Raw genomic sequence first — 17,613 nt, forward strand, 5'->3', positions numbered from 1 at the left:
GGCACGGCGAAGGGCCGGGCGCCGCTCACGCGGTGCCCGGCCCTTCGCCGTACTCAGGTCACGCGGGCACGGCCGGGAACCAGCCCCGGTCCACGAAGAAGGAGACGTACCGGGCGAACAGTTCGGGCGTCATCTCCGGGCAGGCGACCCCGGTTCCGGCCAGCGCCGTCTCGGTGCCGGTGGTGTCGAAGCGCGGGTAGAACCGGTGGCTGTCGGTCGCCAGCACCTGGAAGGCGTCGAGCAGCGGGTTCATCGCGTTGTCGGTGTCCGACGCCACCCGGGCGTACCAGTCGTCCCAGCTCAGCTCGGCCAGCCCGTACCCCGCCGAGCGGAAGTGCTCGACGCACGCGGCGAACTCCAGACTGCTCGGGTTGGACAGGTGGTACGTCCCGCCCGCCGCCCGCTCCTGCCGGGACATCGTGAGGACCGCCTCGCTGACGTAGTCGACCGGCACCGGGTGCACCGCCGCCGACAGGCCCTCGGGCACCGCGCCGGCCTGGAGCAGCCCCTTGAGGCTCAGCCACACGAAGTCCTGCGTCTGGCAGGCGCCGTTGACCCGGTCACCGGAGACCACGTCCACGCGGTACACGCTGACCGGCAGCCCTCGCTCCCTGGCCAGCCCGATCATCTGCTCCGCCACCCACTTGCTCTGCACGTACCCGGTCGGCAGCTCCCGCGCCGGACCCGTCGGATCGTCCTCCCGCAGCGGCACGCCCTCGCTCAGCGCCTTCGGGAAGACGCCGACGGTGGAGACGTGGTGGACCGGGACGGTACGGTGCCGGGCCGCCAGCCGCAGGACCTCCTCGGTCCCGTCGACGTTGGTGGACTTCAGCTCCGTGTACGGGCGCAGCCAGTGCACATGGGCCCCCGCGTGGTACACCGCGTCCACGGTGCGGGCCAGGTGCTCGTACGTCTCCTCGTCCAGGCCCAGTCGCGGCCGGGAGAGGTCGCCCACCAGGACGGTGAGGCGTGCCGGGTCGACCTCGTCCGCGAGGCCGTACCACTCCAGGTTGGCCCGCAGCCGCTCGCGCGCGTCCGCCTCGTCGGCGCCGCGCACCAGGCAGTGCACCTGCGCCCGGGTCCCGCGCACCAGGTCCCGGAGGAGGAAGGCCCCGAGGAAGCCGGTGGCGCCGGTCAGCAGCACCGCATCGGGATCGACGGCCACCCGGCTGACCTCGGCCGCCGGCCGGATGTCCTCGGCCAGCCGCACCTCCGCCTCCAGGTCGACGGTCTGCCGGCCCGCGCCGCCCGAGGAGCCCGGCCCGTGCAGCGCGGTCTCCAGCAGGTGGTCGGCCAGGGCGCGGGGGTTCGGGTGGTCGAAGACCAGGCCGCTCGGCAACTGGGTGCCGACCAGGGCCGCGAGCCGGTTCCGCAGCTCGACGGAGGTCAGCGAGTCGAGGCCGAGATCGCCGAACGGCTGCTCGGGCCCGAGGCCGCTCCCGGTGGCGTCGGCGTGCCCGAGCACCCCGGCGACCTCGGCCCGCACGAGCGCCAGCACATGCGCCTCGCGCTCCTCCTCGTCGAGGCCGGTGAGCTGGTCGGCGAGGGAGAGGGCGGCGGCCGAGTTCACCGCCGTACGCCGCTGGGGTGTGCGGAGCAGTCCGGTCATCACGACCGGGACCTGAGCGGCGTTCTCGCGCAGGGCCTCGCGGTCCACCGGAGTGGCGACGACGGCGGCGGTGCCGAGTGTGAGGGCGGTGTCCAGGAGAGCGGGGCCGGTGCTCTCCGCGATGGCCAGGAGGCCCGAACGCGCGATGCGCCGGAAGTCGGCCTCCTCCATGTGCCCGCTCATCCCGGTGCTCTGCGACCACAGGCCCCAGGCGACGGAGGTGGCGGGCAGGCCCTGGGCGGCGCGGTGCTGGGCCAGGCCGTCGAGGAAGGCGTTGGCGGCCGCGTAGTTGGCCTGGCCGGGACCGCCGACGACGGCGGCGACGGACGAGAAGAGCACGAACGCCGACAGGTCGAGATCCCGGGTGAGCTCGTGCAGGTTCCACGCCGCGTCCACCTTCGGACGCAGGACGGCGGCGAGCCGCTCGGGCGTCAGCGCCGAGACCAGCCCGTCGTCCACGACACCGGCCATGTGCACGACGCCGGTGAGCGGACGGTCGGCGGGCAGGCCCGCGACCAGAGCCGCGAGCGCGTCCCGGTCGGCGGCGTCACCCGCCACCACGGTGGCCTCGGCGCCCAGTTCGGCCAGCTGCCGGACGAGCTCTCCGGCGCCTGGGGCGTCCGGCCCGCGACGGCTGAGCAGGACGAACCTGGTCACGCCGTGCTCGGCGGCCAGGTGCCGGGCGAAGAGGCCACCCAGGGAGCCGGTGCCGCCGGTGATGAGGACGGTGCCGTGGGGGTTCCAGGTGTCGGCGGTGGGCTCGGGCCCTGCCGGGTCGGCTTGCGCCTGGCCGGAGCTTGCTTCCGCTGGGCCGGGGCTTGCTTCCGCCGGGCTCGGTCCGGCCCCCGTCCCGCTCGGTCCGGCCTCCGTCCTGCTCGGTCCGGCCTCCACCGCCCTCAGCCGGGGAACCGAGACCCGGCCCGCCCGCAGCGCCGCCTGCGGTTCGCCGGAGGCGAGGATCCGCGACAGCGCCCGCCGCCACTCCGGCGTACCCACCGCGTCCCCGGCTGCGGTGTCGATCACCGTGATCCGGCCGGGCGCCTCCGACTGGGCCGAGCGCAGCAGGCCCCACAGCGCGGCCGCCGCCGGGTCCGGTGCCGTGGACTCCTCGGCCGCGATCGCGCCCCGGGTGAGGAACACCAGCCGTGTCCCGGTCAGTTCGTCGTCGGCGAGCCAGGTGGTGAGCAGCTCCAGCGCTCCCCGCGTCAGCTCGTGCGCCGCACCGGCCGCGTCGTCGCGCCCGGAGGTGTCGCACAGGACGGCCACCGCGTCCGGACGCCGGCCCGAGCGGACGGCCCGGCGCACCTCGGCGACGCCGTCGAGCAGCTCCAGGCCCGAGGCGTCCGGCCACGGGCCCCCCACCCCGGGCGCCACCTGCCCGAGCGTGGCCCAGGTCGGCTCCTCGTACGGCTCGGCGAGGGTGATCGGCCGCCAGGCGACCGTGAAGAGGGAGCCCAGGTGCGCGGCCCGGTCCGGGGCGCCTTCGCCCGGCGTCTCCGGGCCCGCCGCCAGCGCGTCGACCGAGGCGACCGGCTGCCCGGACGCGTCGGCCAGCCACAGCGACAGCTCGCCCTCGGCGGTCCGGCTCAGCCGCACCCGCAGCGCCTCGGCCTCCGTCGCGTACAGCCGTACGCCACGCCACAGCGAGGACCGCGCACCCGCCACGGCCTCCGGTACGCCGTCGAACCGGGCGGGCTGCAGTGCGGCGTCGAGCAGCACCGGATGCAGCCCGAACCCCTGTGCCACACCGACATCCTGAGGGAGCGTCACCTCGGCGAACAAGTCCGTTCCGCGCCGCCATGCGGCTTCCAGCCCGCGCAGCGCGGGAGCGTGGACCAGGCCGCCCGCCTCCAGCGCCGCGTAGCCGTCGGCGATCTCGACCGGCTCCGCACCGGCAGGCGGCCACTGCGTCAGGTCGAACGGCGCGGCGCTGCCGCCGAAGCTCGCTGTGCCGTGCGCGTGCGCGGTCCACGGCGTACCGGCGTCGGGCCGGGAGTGGACCGTGAGGCTCCGGCGGCCGTCCGCGTCCTCCGCGCCCACCGCGACCTGGAGCTGGACCGCCTGCTGCCCGGACACCGGCAGCGGCGCGGTGACCGTCAACTCGTCCAGGACCGTGCAGCCGGCCTCGTCGCCGGCGCGTACCGCGAGCTCCACCAGAGCGGCGGGCGGCAGCACCGCGGAACCCTCCACGACGAGCCCGGACGCCCAGGGCAGGGCGGCCGGAGCGAGCCGGCCGCTGAGCAGGAGGCCACCGCCCGAGGCCGGTTCGACCGCCTGGCCGAGGATCGGATGACCGCTCGCACCGGCCTCTCCGGCGGCCGTACCGCCACCCGCGCGCTCACCGTCCAGCCAGTACCGCCGCTGCTGGAAGGCGTACGTGGGCAGCTCCACCCGCCGCGCGCCCGAACCCGCGAAGAAGGACGGCCAGTCCACCGCCACGCCGTGCGCGTGCAGCCGGCCCACGCCGCCGACCAGCGACTCCGCCTCCGCGTCGAGCCGACGCAGCAGCGGCACCACCGACCGGTCGCCGCCCGCCTCCGCGAGCGTCTCTCCGGCCGCGACACTGAGGGCGCCGCCGGGACCGATTTCGATGTAGGTGGTGGTGTTGTGGGTGTGGAGGGTGGTGATGGTGTCGGCGAAGCGGACGGTGCCGCGGAGCTGGTCGGCCCAGTAGGCGGGGTGGTGGAGTTCGGTGGCCGCGTCACCGGTGTGGGTGGAGGTGATCGGGATGGTCGGGGGGTGGTAGGTGAGGGTTTCGGCCACGCTGCGGAAGTCGTCGAGCATGGCGTCCATGTGCGGGCTGTGGAACGCATGGGAGACGGGCAGTTGCTTGGTCTTGAGGCCTTGTTCGCGGAGGTGGGCGGCGAGGGACAGGAGAGTGGTGGTGTCGCCGCTGAGGACGAGGCTGGTGGGGCTGTTGATGGCGGCGATGTCGATGCCGTCGTGGGCCTCGATGTGCGGTCGGATGTCGGTTTCGGTGGTTTGGACGGCGATCATGGTGCCGTTGGTGGGGAGAGCCTGCATGAGGGTGGCGCGGGCTTTGACGAGGGTGGTGGCGTCTTCGAGGGTGAGGATGCCGGCGGCGTGGGCGGCGGTGATCTCGCCGACGGAGTGTCCGGCGACGTGGTCGGGGGTGATGCCCCAGGACCGGATGAGCCGGAACAGCGCGGTTTCCAGCGCGAAGAGCGCGGGTTGCGTGTAGCCGGTCTGGTCGAGCAGGGCTGCCGCTTCGGTGCCGGGATCGGCGAACATCACCTCCAGCAAAGGCCGTTCCAGATCCTTGTCGAGATGCGCGCACACCTCGTCGAGCGCGGCAGCGAAGACCGGGAACGCCGCGTACAACTCCTTGCCCATACCGGCCCGCTGTGCTCCCTGACCGGTGAACAGGAAGGCCACCTTGCCTCGCCGGGAACCCGCCTCGCCGCCGATGGTGCCCGGCGTGGGCGTGTTCCGCGCGAGTGCGTCGAGCTGCTCGCGCGGGTGGGTGCCGGACCCGGTGAGGAGGACGGCGCGGTGGTCGTGTGCGGTACGGGTGGTGGCGAGGGAGTACGCGATGTCGAGCGGTGACAGTTCGGGGTGCGCCTCCACGTGCTCCAGCAGCCGCGCCGCCTGACCGGCAAGGGCCTGAGGGGACTTGGCGGAGAGCAGCCACGGGAGCACCGGCGGCACCTGCGGCTCGACCGGCTCGTCCTCCGATGCCGGCTCGGCCGACTCCCGTACCGGCGGCTGCTCCAGGATCACATGCGCGTTCGTCCCGCTCACACCGAACGCCGAGACCGCCACCCGCCGCGGGCCCTCCTTCTCCGGCCACGGCCGGGCCTCCGTCAGCAGGGAGACCTCACCGGCGTCCCAGTCCACGAACGGGCTCGGCTCGTCCAGGTGCAGCGTCCTCGGCAGTGTGCCGTGCCGCATCGCCTGGACCATCTTGATCACGCCACCCACTCCGGCGGCCGCCACCGAATGCCCGATGTTGGACTTGAGGGAGCCGAGGTGGAGCGGACGGCCTTCGGGCCGGTTCTGGCCGTACGTGGCGATGAGCGCCTGGGCCTCGATCGGGTCGCCGAGACGCGTGCCGGTGCCGTGGGCCTCCACGGCGTCGATGTCCCCGGGAGCCAGGCCCGCGTTGGTGAGGGCCTGGCGGATGACGCGTTCCTGCGACGGGCCGTTCGGCGCGGTGAGGCCGTTGGACGCGCCGTCCTGGTTGACCGCGCTGCCACGGATCACCGCGAGGACGTGGTGGCCGTTGCGCTGCGCGTCGGAGAGGCGCTCGACCAGCAGCAGGCCCACCCCCTCCGACCAGGCCGTACCGTCGGCCGCCGCCGAGAAGGACTTGATCCGGCCGTCGGCGGCGAGCCCGCGCTGCTGCGAGAAGTCCACGAAGCCGCCGGGGTCGCCGTTGACCGTGGACCCGCCGGCGAGCGCGAGATCCGACTCGCCCGAACGCACCGACTGCACGGCGAGGTGCAGCGCCACCAGGGACGAGGAGCACGCCGTGTCGATCGATACGGCAGGACCTTCCAGCCCCAGCGTGTAGGCGATGCGCCCCGACGCCACGCTGCCCAGCTTGCCCGTCATGAGGTAGCCCTGGAGTTCGCGGGGTGCCTCCAGACCGAGGTAGCTCTCCTCCACCACTCCGACGAAGACCCCGGTCCGGCTGCCCTTGAGAGTGGCCGGGTCGATGGCCGCGTTCTCGAACACCTCCCAGGCGCTCTCCATCAGGACCCGCTGCTGCGGATCCATGGCGACCGCCTCACGCGGCGAGATCCCGAAGAACTCGGCGTCGAACCGGGTGGCGCCCTCCAGGAAGCCGCCCTCCTTAGTGTACGACCTGCCGGGTGTGCCGGGCTCCGGGTCGTACAGCCCCTCCGTGTCCCAGCCGCGGTCGGTCGGCCACGGCGAGATCGCGTCGACCTCGTCGGCGACCAGCCGCCACAGCTCGTCCGGCGAGGAGACCCCGCCCGGATAACGGCACGCCATCCCCACGATCGCCACCGGCTCGTCGGCCGCTGCCGCCTCCAGGTCGGAGATCTGCTGACGCGCCTTCTGCAGATCGGCCGTCACCCACTTCAGGTACTCGACGAGCTTCTCTTCCTTGCTTGGGTCAGACATGCGACACCCACATCTCCTCGGAACACGTGCTGGGGGACTGGCTGGGGGACTGGTGGTCAGCCGGACGTGCGGCCGAGCTGGTGGTCGATGAAGTCGAAGATCTCGTCCGCGGAGGTGTACGAGCTGACGTCCTCCGCCTCCGGCCGCGCCGGCGGGACCGTCCCGGCGGGTACGGCCGTGCCGTTCACCCGGGACAGCAGCGACTGCAGCCGCGCGGCGAGCGCGTCACGCTCCTCGCCCTCCTCCGCCACCGAGGCGAGCGCCGACTCCAGCCGGTCGAGCTCGGCCAGCGCACCGCCGCCCGTCCCGGCCCCGGCCTCCGGCGCCGCCTTCGCGAGGATGTGCGCGGAGAGCGCCGCCGGTGTCGGGAAGTCGAAGACCAGCGTGGCGGGCAGCTTGAGGCCGACGGCCAGGCCGAGCCGGTTGCGGAGATCGACAGCGGTGAGGGAGTCGAACCCCAGCTCCTGGAAAGGCCGTTCCTCGTCGATGGCGTCCGGGTCCGGGTGGCCGAGCACCACGGCGAGCGTGGCCCGGACCACCTCCGCGACGGCGTCGTACCGCTGTTCGGCCGGAAGGCCGGAGATCCGGTCCACCAGCGGTACGGCGGGCTCCGCACCGGTCCCGGCCCGGTCCTCCGACCGGACCGGCACCGTGACCAGGCCGCTCAGCAGAGCCGGCACATCGCCTCGGGCCCGCAGCGCCACCGCGTCGACCGGGAGCGCCGTCAGGACCGGCCGGCCGAGCGTCAGCGCCGCGTCGAACAGGGCCGGGCCCTGCTCGTCCGTGACCGCCCGGAACCCTTCCCGGGCGAACCTGGCCCGCTCGCCCTCGCCGAGCGCCGCGCCGAGCCCGGTGTCCCGCGCCCAGAGCCCCCAGCCGATGGAGACCGCGGGCAGGCCCTCGGCGGCCCGGTGTTCGGCGAGGCCGTCGAGGAAGGCGTTGCCGGCCGCGTAGTTGGCCTGGCCGGGACCGCCGAGAGAACCCGTGCTCGACGAGAAGAGGACGAAGGCGCTCAGCGGCAGATCACGGGTCAGTTCGTGCAAGTGCCAGGCGGCGTCGGCCTTGGGCTCCAGCACCGACGTCAGCTGCTCCGGCGTCAGCGTGGCGACCATCGCGTTGTCCACGGTGCCCGCCGCGTGGACGACTCCGGTGAGCGGGTGCTCCGCCGGAATCCGCCCGAGCAGCCGCACCACCTCGTCCCGGTCCGCGAGGTCACCGCCCGCCACCGTCACCGTCGCACCCAGCACACCGAGCTCCTCGCGGAGCAGGGCCGTCGCGGCGGACTCCGTACCGGAGCGGCCCGCGAGCAGCAGATGCCGCACACCGTGCCGGACCACCAGGTGCCGGGCGAAGACTCCGCCGAGCGACCCGGTGCCTCCGGTGATGAGGACGGTCCCGTCCGGGTTCCAGGAGGCCCCGGCCGGTTCGGCCGGCTCCGTCACCCTCCGCAGCCTCGGCGCCTGCACGCCCGAGCCCCGGACAGCGACCTCCGGCTCACCGGAGCGGACGGCCGAGGCCAGCGCCGCGTACACCTCGGCGGTGTCGCCCTCCACCTCGGCCAGGACGATCCGGCCCGGCGCCTCGGCCTGCGCCGACCGCACGAGCCCGCGCACCGCCGCGACCACCGGACCGGACGCGCCGCGCACCGCCACCACGAGCGGCGTCTCCGTCAGCCGCTCGTCCGCCAGCCACTCCTGGAGGACGGCCAGCACCTCACGGGTCAGCGCGTGCACCGCGCCGACCGGATCGCCGCTGTCCGGCACCTGAGGGCCGAAGAGTACGGCCCCGAACTCCGCACCGGAGGCCGCAGTCGCCGCGTCCGGCAGGACGACAGCGCCGGCCGGCGTCGCTCCGGCCCACGGACCGAGGACGCCCCAGGCGAACGGTCCGCCGGAAGCGGCCGTCGGCACCGGAACCCGGCCCGGCTCCAGCAGAGCCGCGAACGCCGAGTCACGCGCACCGCTGAACCGGGCCTCCGGCAGCTCCACGAAGGCGACCGAGGCGACGGTGGCGACCAGCCGGCCGGCCTCGTCGGTCAGCCGCACCGCGAACGACCCGTCACCGAGATCCGTCAGCGCGGCCTCGGCCTCCGTCACGCCGGAGGCGTACAGCCGGACGCCGCGCCACCGCGCCGGGAAGGCGACGGTGCCGGGCGCGGCGGTGGCCGGGCGCGCGGCGAGCACCGCGTCCAGCAGGGCCGGGTGGAGGCCGAAGCGGTCCGCCTCGCCGCGCAGCCACTCGGGTATCCGGACGGTGAAGGGTTTGACGGCGAAGGGTTCACCGGCCCCGTCCGGGACCGGCACGTCCCCGGTGGAGAGGACGCCCTCGGCCGCCGGCTGCCAGACCCCGTCCCGGTCGTCCGGCCGGGCGAAGACCCGTACCGTACGCCGTCCGTCCGCACCCGGCTCGCCCACGGAGACCTGAAGCTGTACGGCACCGGCCGCCGGGACGATCAGCGGTGCCGGTACGTCGAACGCGTGCAGCACACCGCAGCCCAGCTCGGCGCCCGCGCGCAGCACCGTCTCCACCAGGGCGGAGACCGGCAGGACGGGCTCGTCGATCACCACCTGCTCGGCCAGCCAGGCGTCCCGGCGCGGAACGGCCCGCCCGGAGAACACCGTGCCCTCGCCACCGGCCAGCGGCACGGTGACCCCGAGGTACGGATGGCTCGTGGACCGCAGGCCCCACTCGGCGGCGTCGAACCCGGCCGGGCCCGCGTCCAGCCAGTAGCGGCGGCGCTCGAACGCGTACGTCGGCAGCGTCACCCGCCGGGCCCCATGGCCGGCGAAGAACGCCTCCCAGTCGACCCGCAGCCCCGCGTCGTGCAGCTCCGCGACCGCCGCGACGAGCGTCTCCGGCTCAGGCGCCGCCGGGCGCAGCAGCGGCCGGACGACCGGCACGCTCTCCACGTTCTCCTGGACCAGCGCACTGAGCGTACGGCCCGGGCCGATTTCGATGTAGGTGGTGGTGCCGTGGTGGTTGAGGGTGGTGATGGTGTCGGCGAAGCGGACGGTGCCGCGGAGCTGGTCGGCCCAGTAGGCGGGGTGGTGGAGTTCGGTGGCCGCGTCGCCGGTGTGGGTGGAGGTGATCGGGATGGTGGGTGGGTGGTAGGTGAGGGTTTCGGCCACGCTGCGGAAGTCGTCGAGCATGGCGTCCATGTGGGGGCTGTGGAAGGCGTGGGAGACGGGGAGTTGCTTGGTTTTGTGGCCTTGTTCGCGGAGGTGGGCGGCGAGAGTGAGGAGGGGGGTGGTGTCGCCGCTGAGGACGAGGCTGGTGGGGCTGTTGATGGCGGCGATGTCGATGCCGTCGTGGGCTTCGATGTGGGGCCGGATGTCGGTTTCGGTGGTTTGGACGGCGATCATGGTGCCGTTGGTGGGGAGGGCTTGCATGAGGGTGGCGCGGGCTTTGACGAGGGTGGTGGCGTCTTCGAGGGTGAGGATGCCGGCGGCGTGGGCGGCGGTGATCTCGCCGATGGAGTGTCCGGCGACGTGGTCGGGGGTGATGCCCCAGGACCGGATGAGCCGGAAGAGTGCCGTTTCGAGCGCGAAGAGCGCGGGCTGGGTGTAGCCGGTCTGGTCGAGCAGAGTTGCGGCCTCGGTGCCGGGATCGGCGAACATCACCTCCAGCAAAGGCCGTTCGAAGGCCCCTTCCCACTGCGCGCACACCGCGTCGAGCGCCTCGGCGAAGACCGGGAAGGTCGCGTACAGCTCCTTGCCCATCCCCGGATACTGCGCTCCCTGGCCCGTGAACAGGAACGCCGTCCGGCCGGACCCGTCCGCCTGCGCCCGGACCGCCGGCCGCGCCCCGGCCCGTACCGACCGCAGTCCGGCGGTCAGTTCGTCCAGTCCCGCACCGGTCACGCTCACGCGGTGGTCGTGTGCGGTACGGGTGGTGGCGAGGGAGTACGCGATGTCGAGCGGTGACAGCTCGGGGTGCGCCTCCACGTGCTCCAGCAGCCGCGCCGCCTGACTCGCCACGCCCTGAGGGGACTTGGCGGAGAGCAGCCACGGCAGGGCGGGCGGCACCTGCGCCTCCTCCGGCTCCGCCACCTCCCGTACAGGCGGCTGCTCCAGGATGAGATGCGCGTTCGTCCCGCTGATCCCGAAGGACGAGACCGCCGCGCGGCGCGGGCCCTCCTTCTCCGGCCACGGACGGGCCTCGGTGAGGAGAGAGATGTCACCGGCGTCCCAGTCCACGATCGGCGTCGGCTCCTCCAGGTGGAGCGTCCTCGGCAGCGTGCCGTGCCGCAGGGCCTGGACCATCTTGATGACGCCGCCGACACCGGCCGCCGCCTGGGTGTGGCCGGTGTTGGACTTGAGGGAGCCGAGGTGGAGAGGCCGTCCTTCGGGCCGGTTCTGGCCGTAGGTGGCGATGAGTGCCTGGGCCTCGATCGGGTCGCCGAGGCGGGTCCCGGTGCCGTGCGCTTCGACGGCGTCGATGTCGCTCGGAGTCAGGCCCGCGTTGGTGAGGGCCTGGCGGATGACGCGTTCCTGCGACGGGCCGTTCGGCGCGGTGAGACCGTTGGAGGCGCCGTCCTGGTTGACCGCGCTGCCACGGACGACGGCGAGGACGTGGTGGCCGTTGCGCTCGGCGTCGGAGAGGCGCTCGACCAGCAGCAGGCCCACCCCTTCCGACCAGCCCGTGCCGTCCGCCGTGGCGGAGAACGAGCGGCACCGCCCGTCCGCCGAGAGGCCGCGCTGCTGCGAGAACTCGACGAACCCCTGCGGTGTCGACATCAGCGTCACACCGCCCGCGAGCGCCAGATCGCACTCGCCCGCGCGCAGCGCGTTCACCGCCTGGTGGATGGCGACGAGCGAGGAGGAGCACGCGGTGTCGACCGTGACCGCCGGACCCTCCAGACCGAAGGTGTACGACACCCGGCCGGAGGCGACACTGCCCGCGTTGCCGCTGAAGAGGTAGCCCTCCATGTCCTCCGGGACCTGCTGGATCCGGGAGGCGTAGTCGTGGTACATCACACCGGCGTACACACCGGTGCGGCTGCCGCGCAGCGACGACGCGTCGATCCCGGCGTTCTCGAACGTCTCCCAGGCGGCCTCCAGCAACAGCCGCTGCTGCGGGTCGGTGGCGAGCGCCTCGCGCGGGGACATCCCGAAGAAGGCGGGGTCGAAGTGGTCACCGTCGTACAGGAATCCGCCGTGGCGCGAGTACGACCTGCCGGGTGTGCCGGGCTCCGGGTCGTACAGGCCCTCGGTGTCCCAGCCGCGGTCGGTCGGCCACGGTGAGATCGCGTCGACCTCGTCGGCGACCAGCCGCCACAGCTCGTCCGGCGAGGAGACCCCGCCCGGATAACGGCACGCCATGCCGACGATGACGATCGGGTCCTCGGCGGCGTCCGGCGCACGGCCGGCGCTCGCGGCGCCCTGCGGCTCCACGGGGGCGATGAGCGTGGAGAGGTAGGCGGCGATGGCCGACGGGGTGGGGTGGTCGAAGACGAGGGTGGTGGGCAGGCGGAGTCCGGTGGACTCGCCGAGCCGGTTGCGGAGTTCGACCGCCGTCAGGGAGTCGAAGCCCAACTCCTTGAAGACACGGTCGGCTTCCACGGCCTGAAGGTCCGAGTGGCCGAGTACGCCTGCCACTTGGGAGCGCACCATATCGACGAGCACCCGTCGGCGCTCGGCCTCGGAGACCGCGCCCAGCTGCTCGGCCAGCGACGACCCGGCGGCCGAACCGGCCGTCGCGCGGCGGCGGACCGCCGGCACGAGGCCACGCATCAGCGGCAGCGGCTCGACACCCTTGCGGCGGAGGTTGGCGAGGTCGAGACCGGTCGCCGCGAGCAGGGGTTCGGCGGAGGCGTGGGAGGCGTCGAACAGGGCCATGCCCGCCTCCGACGTCAGCGGAAGCAGCCCGAACCGCGCCATCCGCTGCAGGTCGACGTCCTCCAGGTGGCTGGTGCTGGCACTGCTCTCCTCCCAGAGTCCCCAGGCGAGGGAGGTGGTGGGGTGGCCTTGTGCTGTGCGGTGGTGGGCGAGGGCGTCGAGGAAGGTGTTTCCGGCGGCGTAGTTGGCTTGGCCTGCGGTGCCGAGGAGTCCGGCGATGGAGGAGTAGAGGGTGAGGGTGTGGACGGGGTGGTGGTGGGTGAGTTGGTGGAGGTTCCAGGCTGCGTCGATCTTGGGGCGCAGGACGGTGTGGAGGCGTTGGGGGTTGAGGCTGGTGAGGAGGCCGTCGTCGACGGTTCCTGCGGTGTGGATGATGGCGGTGAGGGGGTGTTCGGCGGGGAGTTGATCGATCGCGCCGGCGAGTGCGTCGTAGTCGGCTGCGTCGGCGGCGGCGAAGGTGGTGGTGGTGCCTGCCGCGTGGAGGTGGTCGCGGAGTTGGGTGGCTCCGGGGGCGTCGATGCCGCGTCGGCTGAGGAGGAGGAGGTGTTTCGCTCCTTGTGCGGCGAGGTGGTGGGCGAGGAGGGTGCCGAGTGCTCCGGTGGCGCCGGTGATGAGGATGGTGCCCTGGTCCCAGCGCGGCGGCTCGGGTGCGGTGGCGGGGTCCGGCTTCACCCGCGCGAAACGCGGCACCAGTACGGTGTCGGCGCGTACCGCCGCCTGGCTCTCACCGGAGGCGATGACGGCCGGTAGGAGCGATGCGGACGGCTCGCCGTCGAGGTCGACGAGGCCGAAGCGGCCGGGGTTCTCGCTCTCGGCGGAGCGCAGGAGGCCCCAGAGAGCCGCGTGCGTGAGGTCGGTGATGTCCTCCGGTCCCGTTGCGATGGCGCCTTGAGTGACGACCACGAGACGTGACTGTGCGAACTGCTCGTCGGCCAGCCAGGATTGGGCCAGTTCGAGGTGGCGTACGGCCGCCTCACGGGCCTGTACGGGAAGGCTGTCGTCCTGGAGCGGCTGCGGCACGGTGAGCACCACGTCCGGGACCTTGGCCCCGGCCTCCACCGCCGCCACCAGCGCCGCCAGATCCGCGTACGTACGCGAGGAGTCGACCGGCAACGCCAGCGCACCCGGATCGCCCAGCAGCGCCCAAGTCCCGTTCTTCGCAGACGAGTCCACGGCGCCGATCGCCGACCACTCCACCCGCAGCAGGCCCTCGCGGTGCGCGTCGGCCGCCGCTCGCAGCGCCTCCTCGGAGAGCGGCCGCAGCGCCAGCTCGGCCACCGAAGCGACCGGCGCGCCCAGGCCGTCGGCCACCAGGAGCGCGGCCGACTCGGGCCCGGTCGGCGTCAGCCGCACCCGCAGGACCGACGCGCCGGTGGCGTACACCGTCACGTCCGACCAGGAGAAGGGCAGCAGAGCCTGCCGGTCCTCGTCCACCACGCCCGGCAGCAGCGGGTGCAGCGCCGCGTCCAGCAACGCCGGATGGACGGTGAAGAGGCCAGCCTGCGCGTGGAGTTCGTCCGGCAGGGCCACCTCGGCGAAGAGCTCTCCCGCCTCCGCGCCCCGCCAGGCCCGCCGCAGTCCCTGGAACGCGGGCCCATACGCGTAACCCTGCTCCAGCACCCGGTCGTACGCGCCGTCCAGGTCGACCTCCACGGCCCCCGACGGCGGCCAGACCAGCAGGCCCTCCACCGCTGCGTCCGAAGCCGAAGCCGAAGCCGAAGCCGAAGCCGAAGCCGAAGCCGAAGCCGAAGCCGAAGCCGAAGCCGAAGCCGAAGCCGAGGCCGAGGCCGAATCCGAGGCCAGTCGTCCCTCGGCGTGGAGCGTCCACGCCATGTCCTCGTCCGCGGTGTCCGGCCGCGAGTAGATCTCCACTGTGCGGCGCTCGGCCTCGTCGGCCTCGCCGACCACGATCTGCAGCTGGACGCCGTCGCGCTCCGGCAGCAACAGCGGCGCGGAGAGCGTCAGTTCCTCGACCCGCTCGCACCCCGCGTACTCACCGGCCCGCAACGCCAGCTCGACCAGCCCGGTGCCCGGCAGCAGCGCGGTGCCGTGCACGGCGTGGTCCGCGAGCCACGGGTGGGAGTGGCGGGAGATGCGGCCGGTCAGCAGGAGGGTCGGCCGGTCCGCCACCGCGACGGCGGCGCCGAGCAGCGGGTGGCCGTCGGTCGAACCGAGGCCCAGACCGGCGGCGTCGCTCGGCACGGAGACCGCTTCCAGCCAGTGGCGGGTGCGCTGGAAGGCGTACGTCGGCAGGTCGACCCGGCCCGGCCGGGTGTCGCCGAAGACGGACCGCCAGTCGACCAGGACACCGCGGTTGTGGGCCTCGCCCACGGAGAGCAGGAACCGCTCCAGCCCGCCTTCGTCGCGCCGCAGCGAACCGAACGCCACCGCGTCCCGTCCCGCCGCCTCCGCCGTCTCCTGCACCGCGAGCGCCAGGACCGGATGCGCGCTGGACTCGATGAAGGTGCCGAACCCCTCCTCCAGGAGCGTCCGTACCGCGTGCTCCAGCTCCACCGGCTGCCGCAGGTTGCGGTACCAGTACCCCGCGTCCAGCTCCGTCCCCACGACCCACTGACCGGTCACGGTCGAGAAGAACGGGATGGCCGCCTTGCGCGGGCTCACCGGCGCGAGCAGCGTGCCCAGCTCCTCCTCCAGCAGCTCCACGTAGTGGGAGTGCGAGGCGTAGTCGACCGGGATGCCCCGCACTCGTACGCCGTCGGCCCGGCACTCCTCCAACAGGTCCTGGAGCGGCTCCGGTTCGCCGGAGACGACCACGGAGGCCGGGCCGTTGACCGCGGCGACCTGCACGCGGCCCTCCCAGCGGGCGATGCGCTCGCGCACCGCGTCGGCCGGGAGCGCGACGGAGACCATGCCGCCCAGGCCCGCCAGCACGCGGCCGATGGCCTGGCTGCGCAGGGTCACCACACGGGCCGCGTCGTCCAGGCTGAGGATGCCGGCCACGTACGCGGCGGCGATCTCGCCCTGCGAGTGGCCCACCACGGCGTTCGGCCGGACGCCGTGCGTCTGCCAGAGCTCCGCCAGCGAGACCATCACCGCGAACAGGACCGGCTGCACGACGTCGACGCGCTCCAGCGAGGCCGCGCCTTCGGTCCCGCGCAGCACCTCCTCCAGCGACCAGTCCACGTACGGCGAGAACGCCTTCGCGCACTCCGTGATGGAGGCGGCGAACGCCGGTGAGGTGTCCATCAGCCCGGCCGCCATGCCCGCCCACTGCGAGCCCTGACCCGGAAAGACGAACGCCGTCTTTGACGCCTCGGCCGCCGAGCCCCGCACCGTGCCCGGCGCGGGAGCGCCCTCGGCGAGCGCCCGCAGCTGCTCGCGCGGGAGGACGTCAGGCGCGGCGAGGACGACGGCGCGGTGATCGAGGGTCGTACGGGTGGTGGCGAGGGAGTACGCGACGTCGAGCGGCGACTGCCCGGGGTGCGCCTCCAGGTGCTCCAGCAGACGGCCGGCCTGGTCGGCGAGGGCCTGCGAGGTCTTGGCGGAGAGCAGCCACGGCAGGACGGCCGGCACGTCGGCCTCTGCCCGCTCGGCCTGCCCGATCGGCACATCGGTCTCGGCCTGCTCGGCCGGCTCCTCCGCCGGCGGCTGCTCCAGGATGAGGTGCGCGTTGGTGCCGCCCATGCCGAACGCGGAGACGGCGGCCCGGCGCGGCGCGTCCTTCTCCGGCCACGGCCGCGCCTCGGTCAGGAGCGACACATCGCCGGACTCCCAGTCGACGAACGGCGTCGGCTCCTCCAGGTGGAGGGTCTTCGGGAGCGTGGCGTGGTGGATCGCCTGGACCATCTTGATGACACCGCCGACACCCGCTGCGGCCTGGGTGTGGCCGGTGTTGGACTTGAGCGAGCCGAGGTGGAGAGGCCGTCCTTCGGGCCGGTTCTGGCCGTACGTCGCGATGACGGCCTGGGCCTCGATCGGGTCGCCGAGACGCGTGCCGGTGCCGTGCGCCTCCACCGCGTCGACGTCGCCCGGAGCCAGGCCCGCGTTGGCCAGCGCCTGACGGATGACGCGCTCCTGCGACGGGCCGTGCGGCGCGGTCAGGCCGTTGGAGGCACCGTCCTGGTTCACGGCCGTGCCACGGATGACCGCGAGGACGTGGTGGCCGTTGCGCTTGGCGTCCGAGAGGCGCTCGACGAGGAGCACGCCGACCCCTTCCGACCAGGCCGTACCGTCCGCCGCCGCCGAGAACGGCTTGCACCGGCCGTCGGGAGCCAGCCCGCGCAGCCGGGAGAACTCGACGAACCCCTGCGGCGTCGACATGACGGCCGCACCACCGGCCAGCGCCAGATCGCACTCGCCGCCGCGCAGCGCGTTGACCGCCAGGTGGATCGCGACGAGCGAGGAGGAGCACGCCGTGTCGACGGCGACCGCCGGACCCTCCAGACCGAAGGTGTACGCGATCCGACCGGAGGCGATGCTGCCGGCGCTGCCGCTGAACAGGTAGCCCTCGAAGCCGTCGCCGGGCAGATGCGGACGGGAGCCGTAGTCCGAGTACATCAGCCCGGTGAAGACACCCGTCCGGCTGCCGCGCAGCTGGGCCGGGTCGATGCCCGAGCGCTCCAGCACCTCCCACGTCGTCTCCAGCAGGAGCCGCTGCTGCGGGTCGGCGGCGAGCGCCTCACGCGGCGAGAGCCCGAAGAACTCCGGGTCGAACCCGTCGGCCTCGTGCACGAATCCGCCGTGGCGGACGTACGACGTGCCTACCTGCTCCGGGTCCGCGTCGAACAGGTTCTCCAGGTCCCAGCCACGGTTCTCCGGGAACGTGGAGATCGCGTCGACCTCGTCGTCGACCAGCCGCCACAGATCCTCCGGCGAGGAGACGCCGCCCGGGTAGCGGCAGGCCATGCCCACGATGGCGATCGGCTCCTGGGCCTTCTCCTCCACGTCGCGCAGCTTCCTGCGCGCGTCCCGGGCGTCGGCGATCGCCCGCTTGAGGTAGTCGCGGAGTTCCTTCTCGTCAGCCACGTGCGGTCAGCTCCCCAGTGTGTTGCGTGGAATGGCGTGCGGTGATGCCGGAGTGCCCCGGCTGCGGTGCCC

At 73.5% G+C, this 17,613-nt stretch carries 2 protein-coding genes; both read right to left on the minus strand.

All coding sequences use genetic code 11. The features are described 5' to 3' along the window. Nucleotides 1-58: 58 nt before the first annotated feature. Complete coding sequence (locus tag ACQP09_RS28940; RefSeq protein ID WP_433404896.1) at nucleotides 59-6,718, minus strand: type I polyketide synthase; 6,660 nt, start codon at nucleotides 6,716-6,718, stop codon at nucleotides 59-61. A gap of 56 nt (nucleotides 6,719-6,774) precedes the next feature. Beyond that, nucleotides 6,775-17,541, minus strand: a complete 10,767-nt coding sequence (locus tag ACQP09_RS28945) for an SDR family NAD(P)-dependent oxidoreductase (RefSeq protein ID WP_433404899.1) — start codon at nucleotides 17,539-17,541, stop codon at nucleotides 6,775-6,777. Nucleotides 17,542-17,613: the final 72 nt, after the last annotated feature.

It is taken from the genome of Streptomyces sp. CA-146814 (genome assembly GCF_050942385.1).
Lineage (GTDB): Bacteria > Actinomycetota > Actinomycetes > Streptomycetales > Streptomycetaceae > Streptomyces.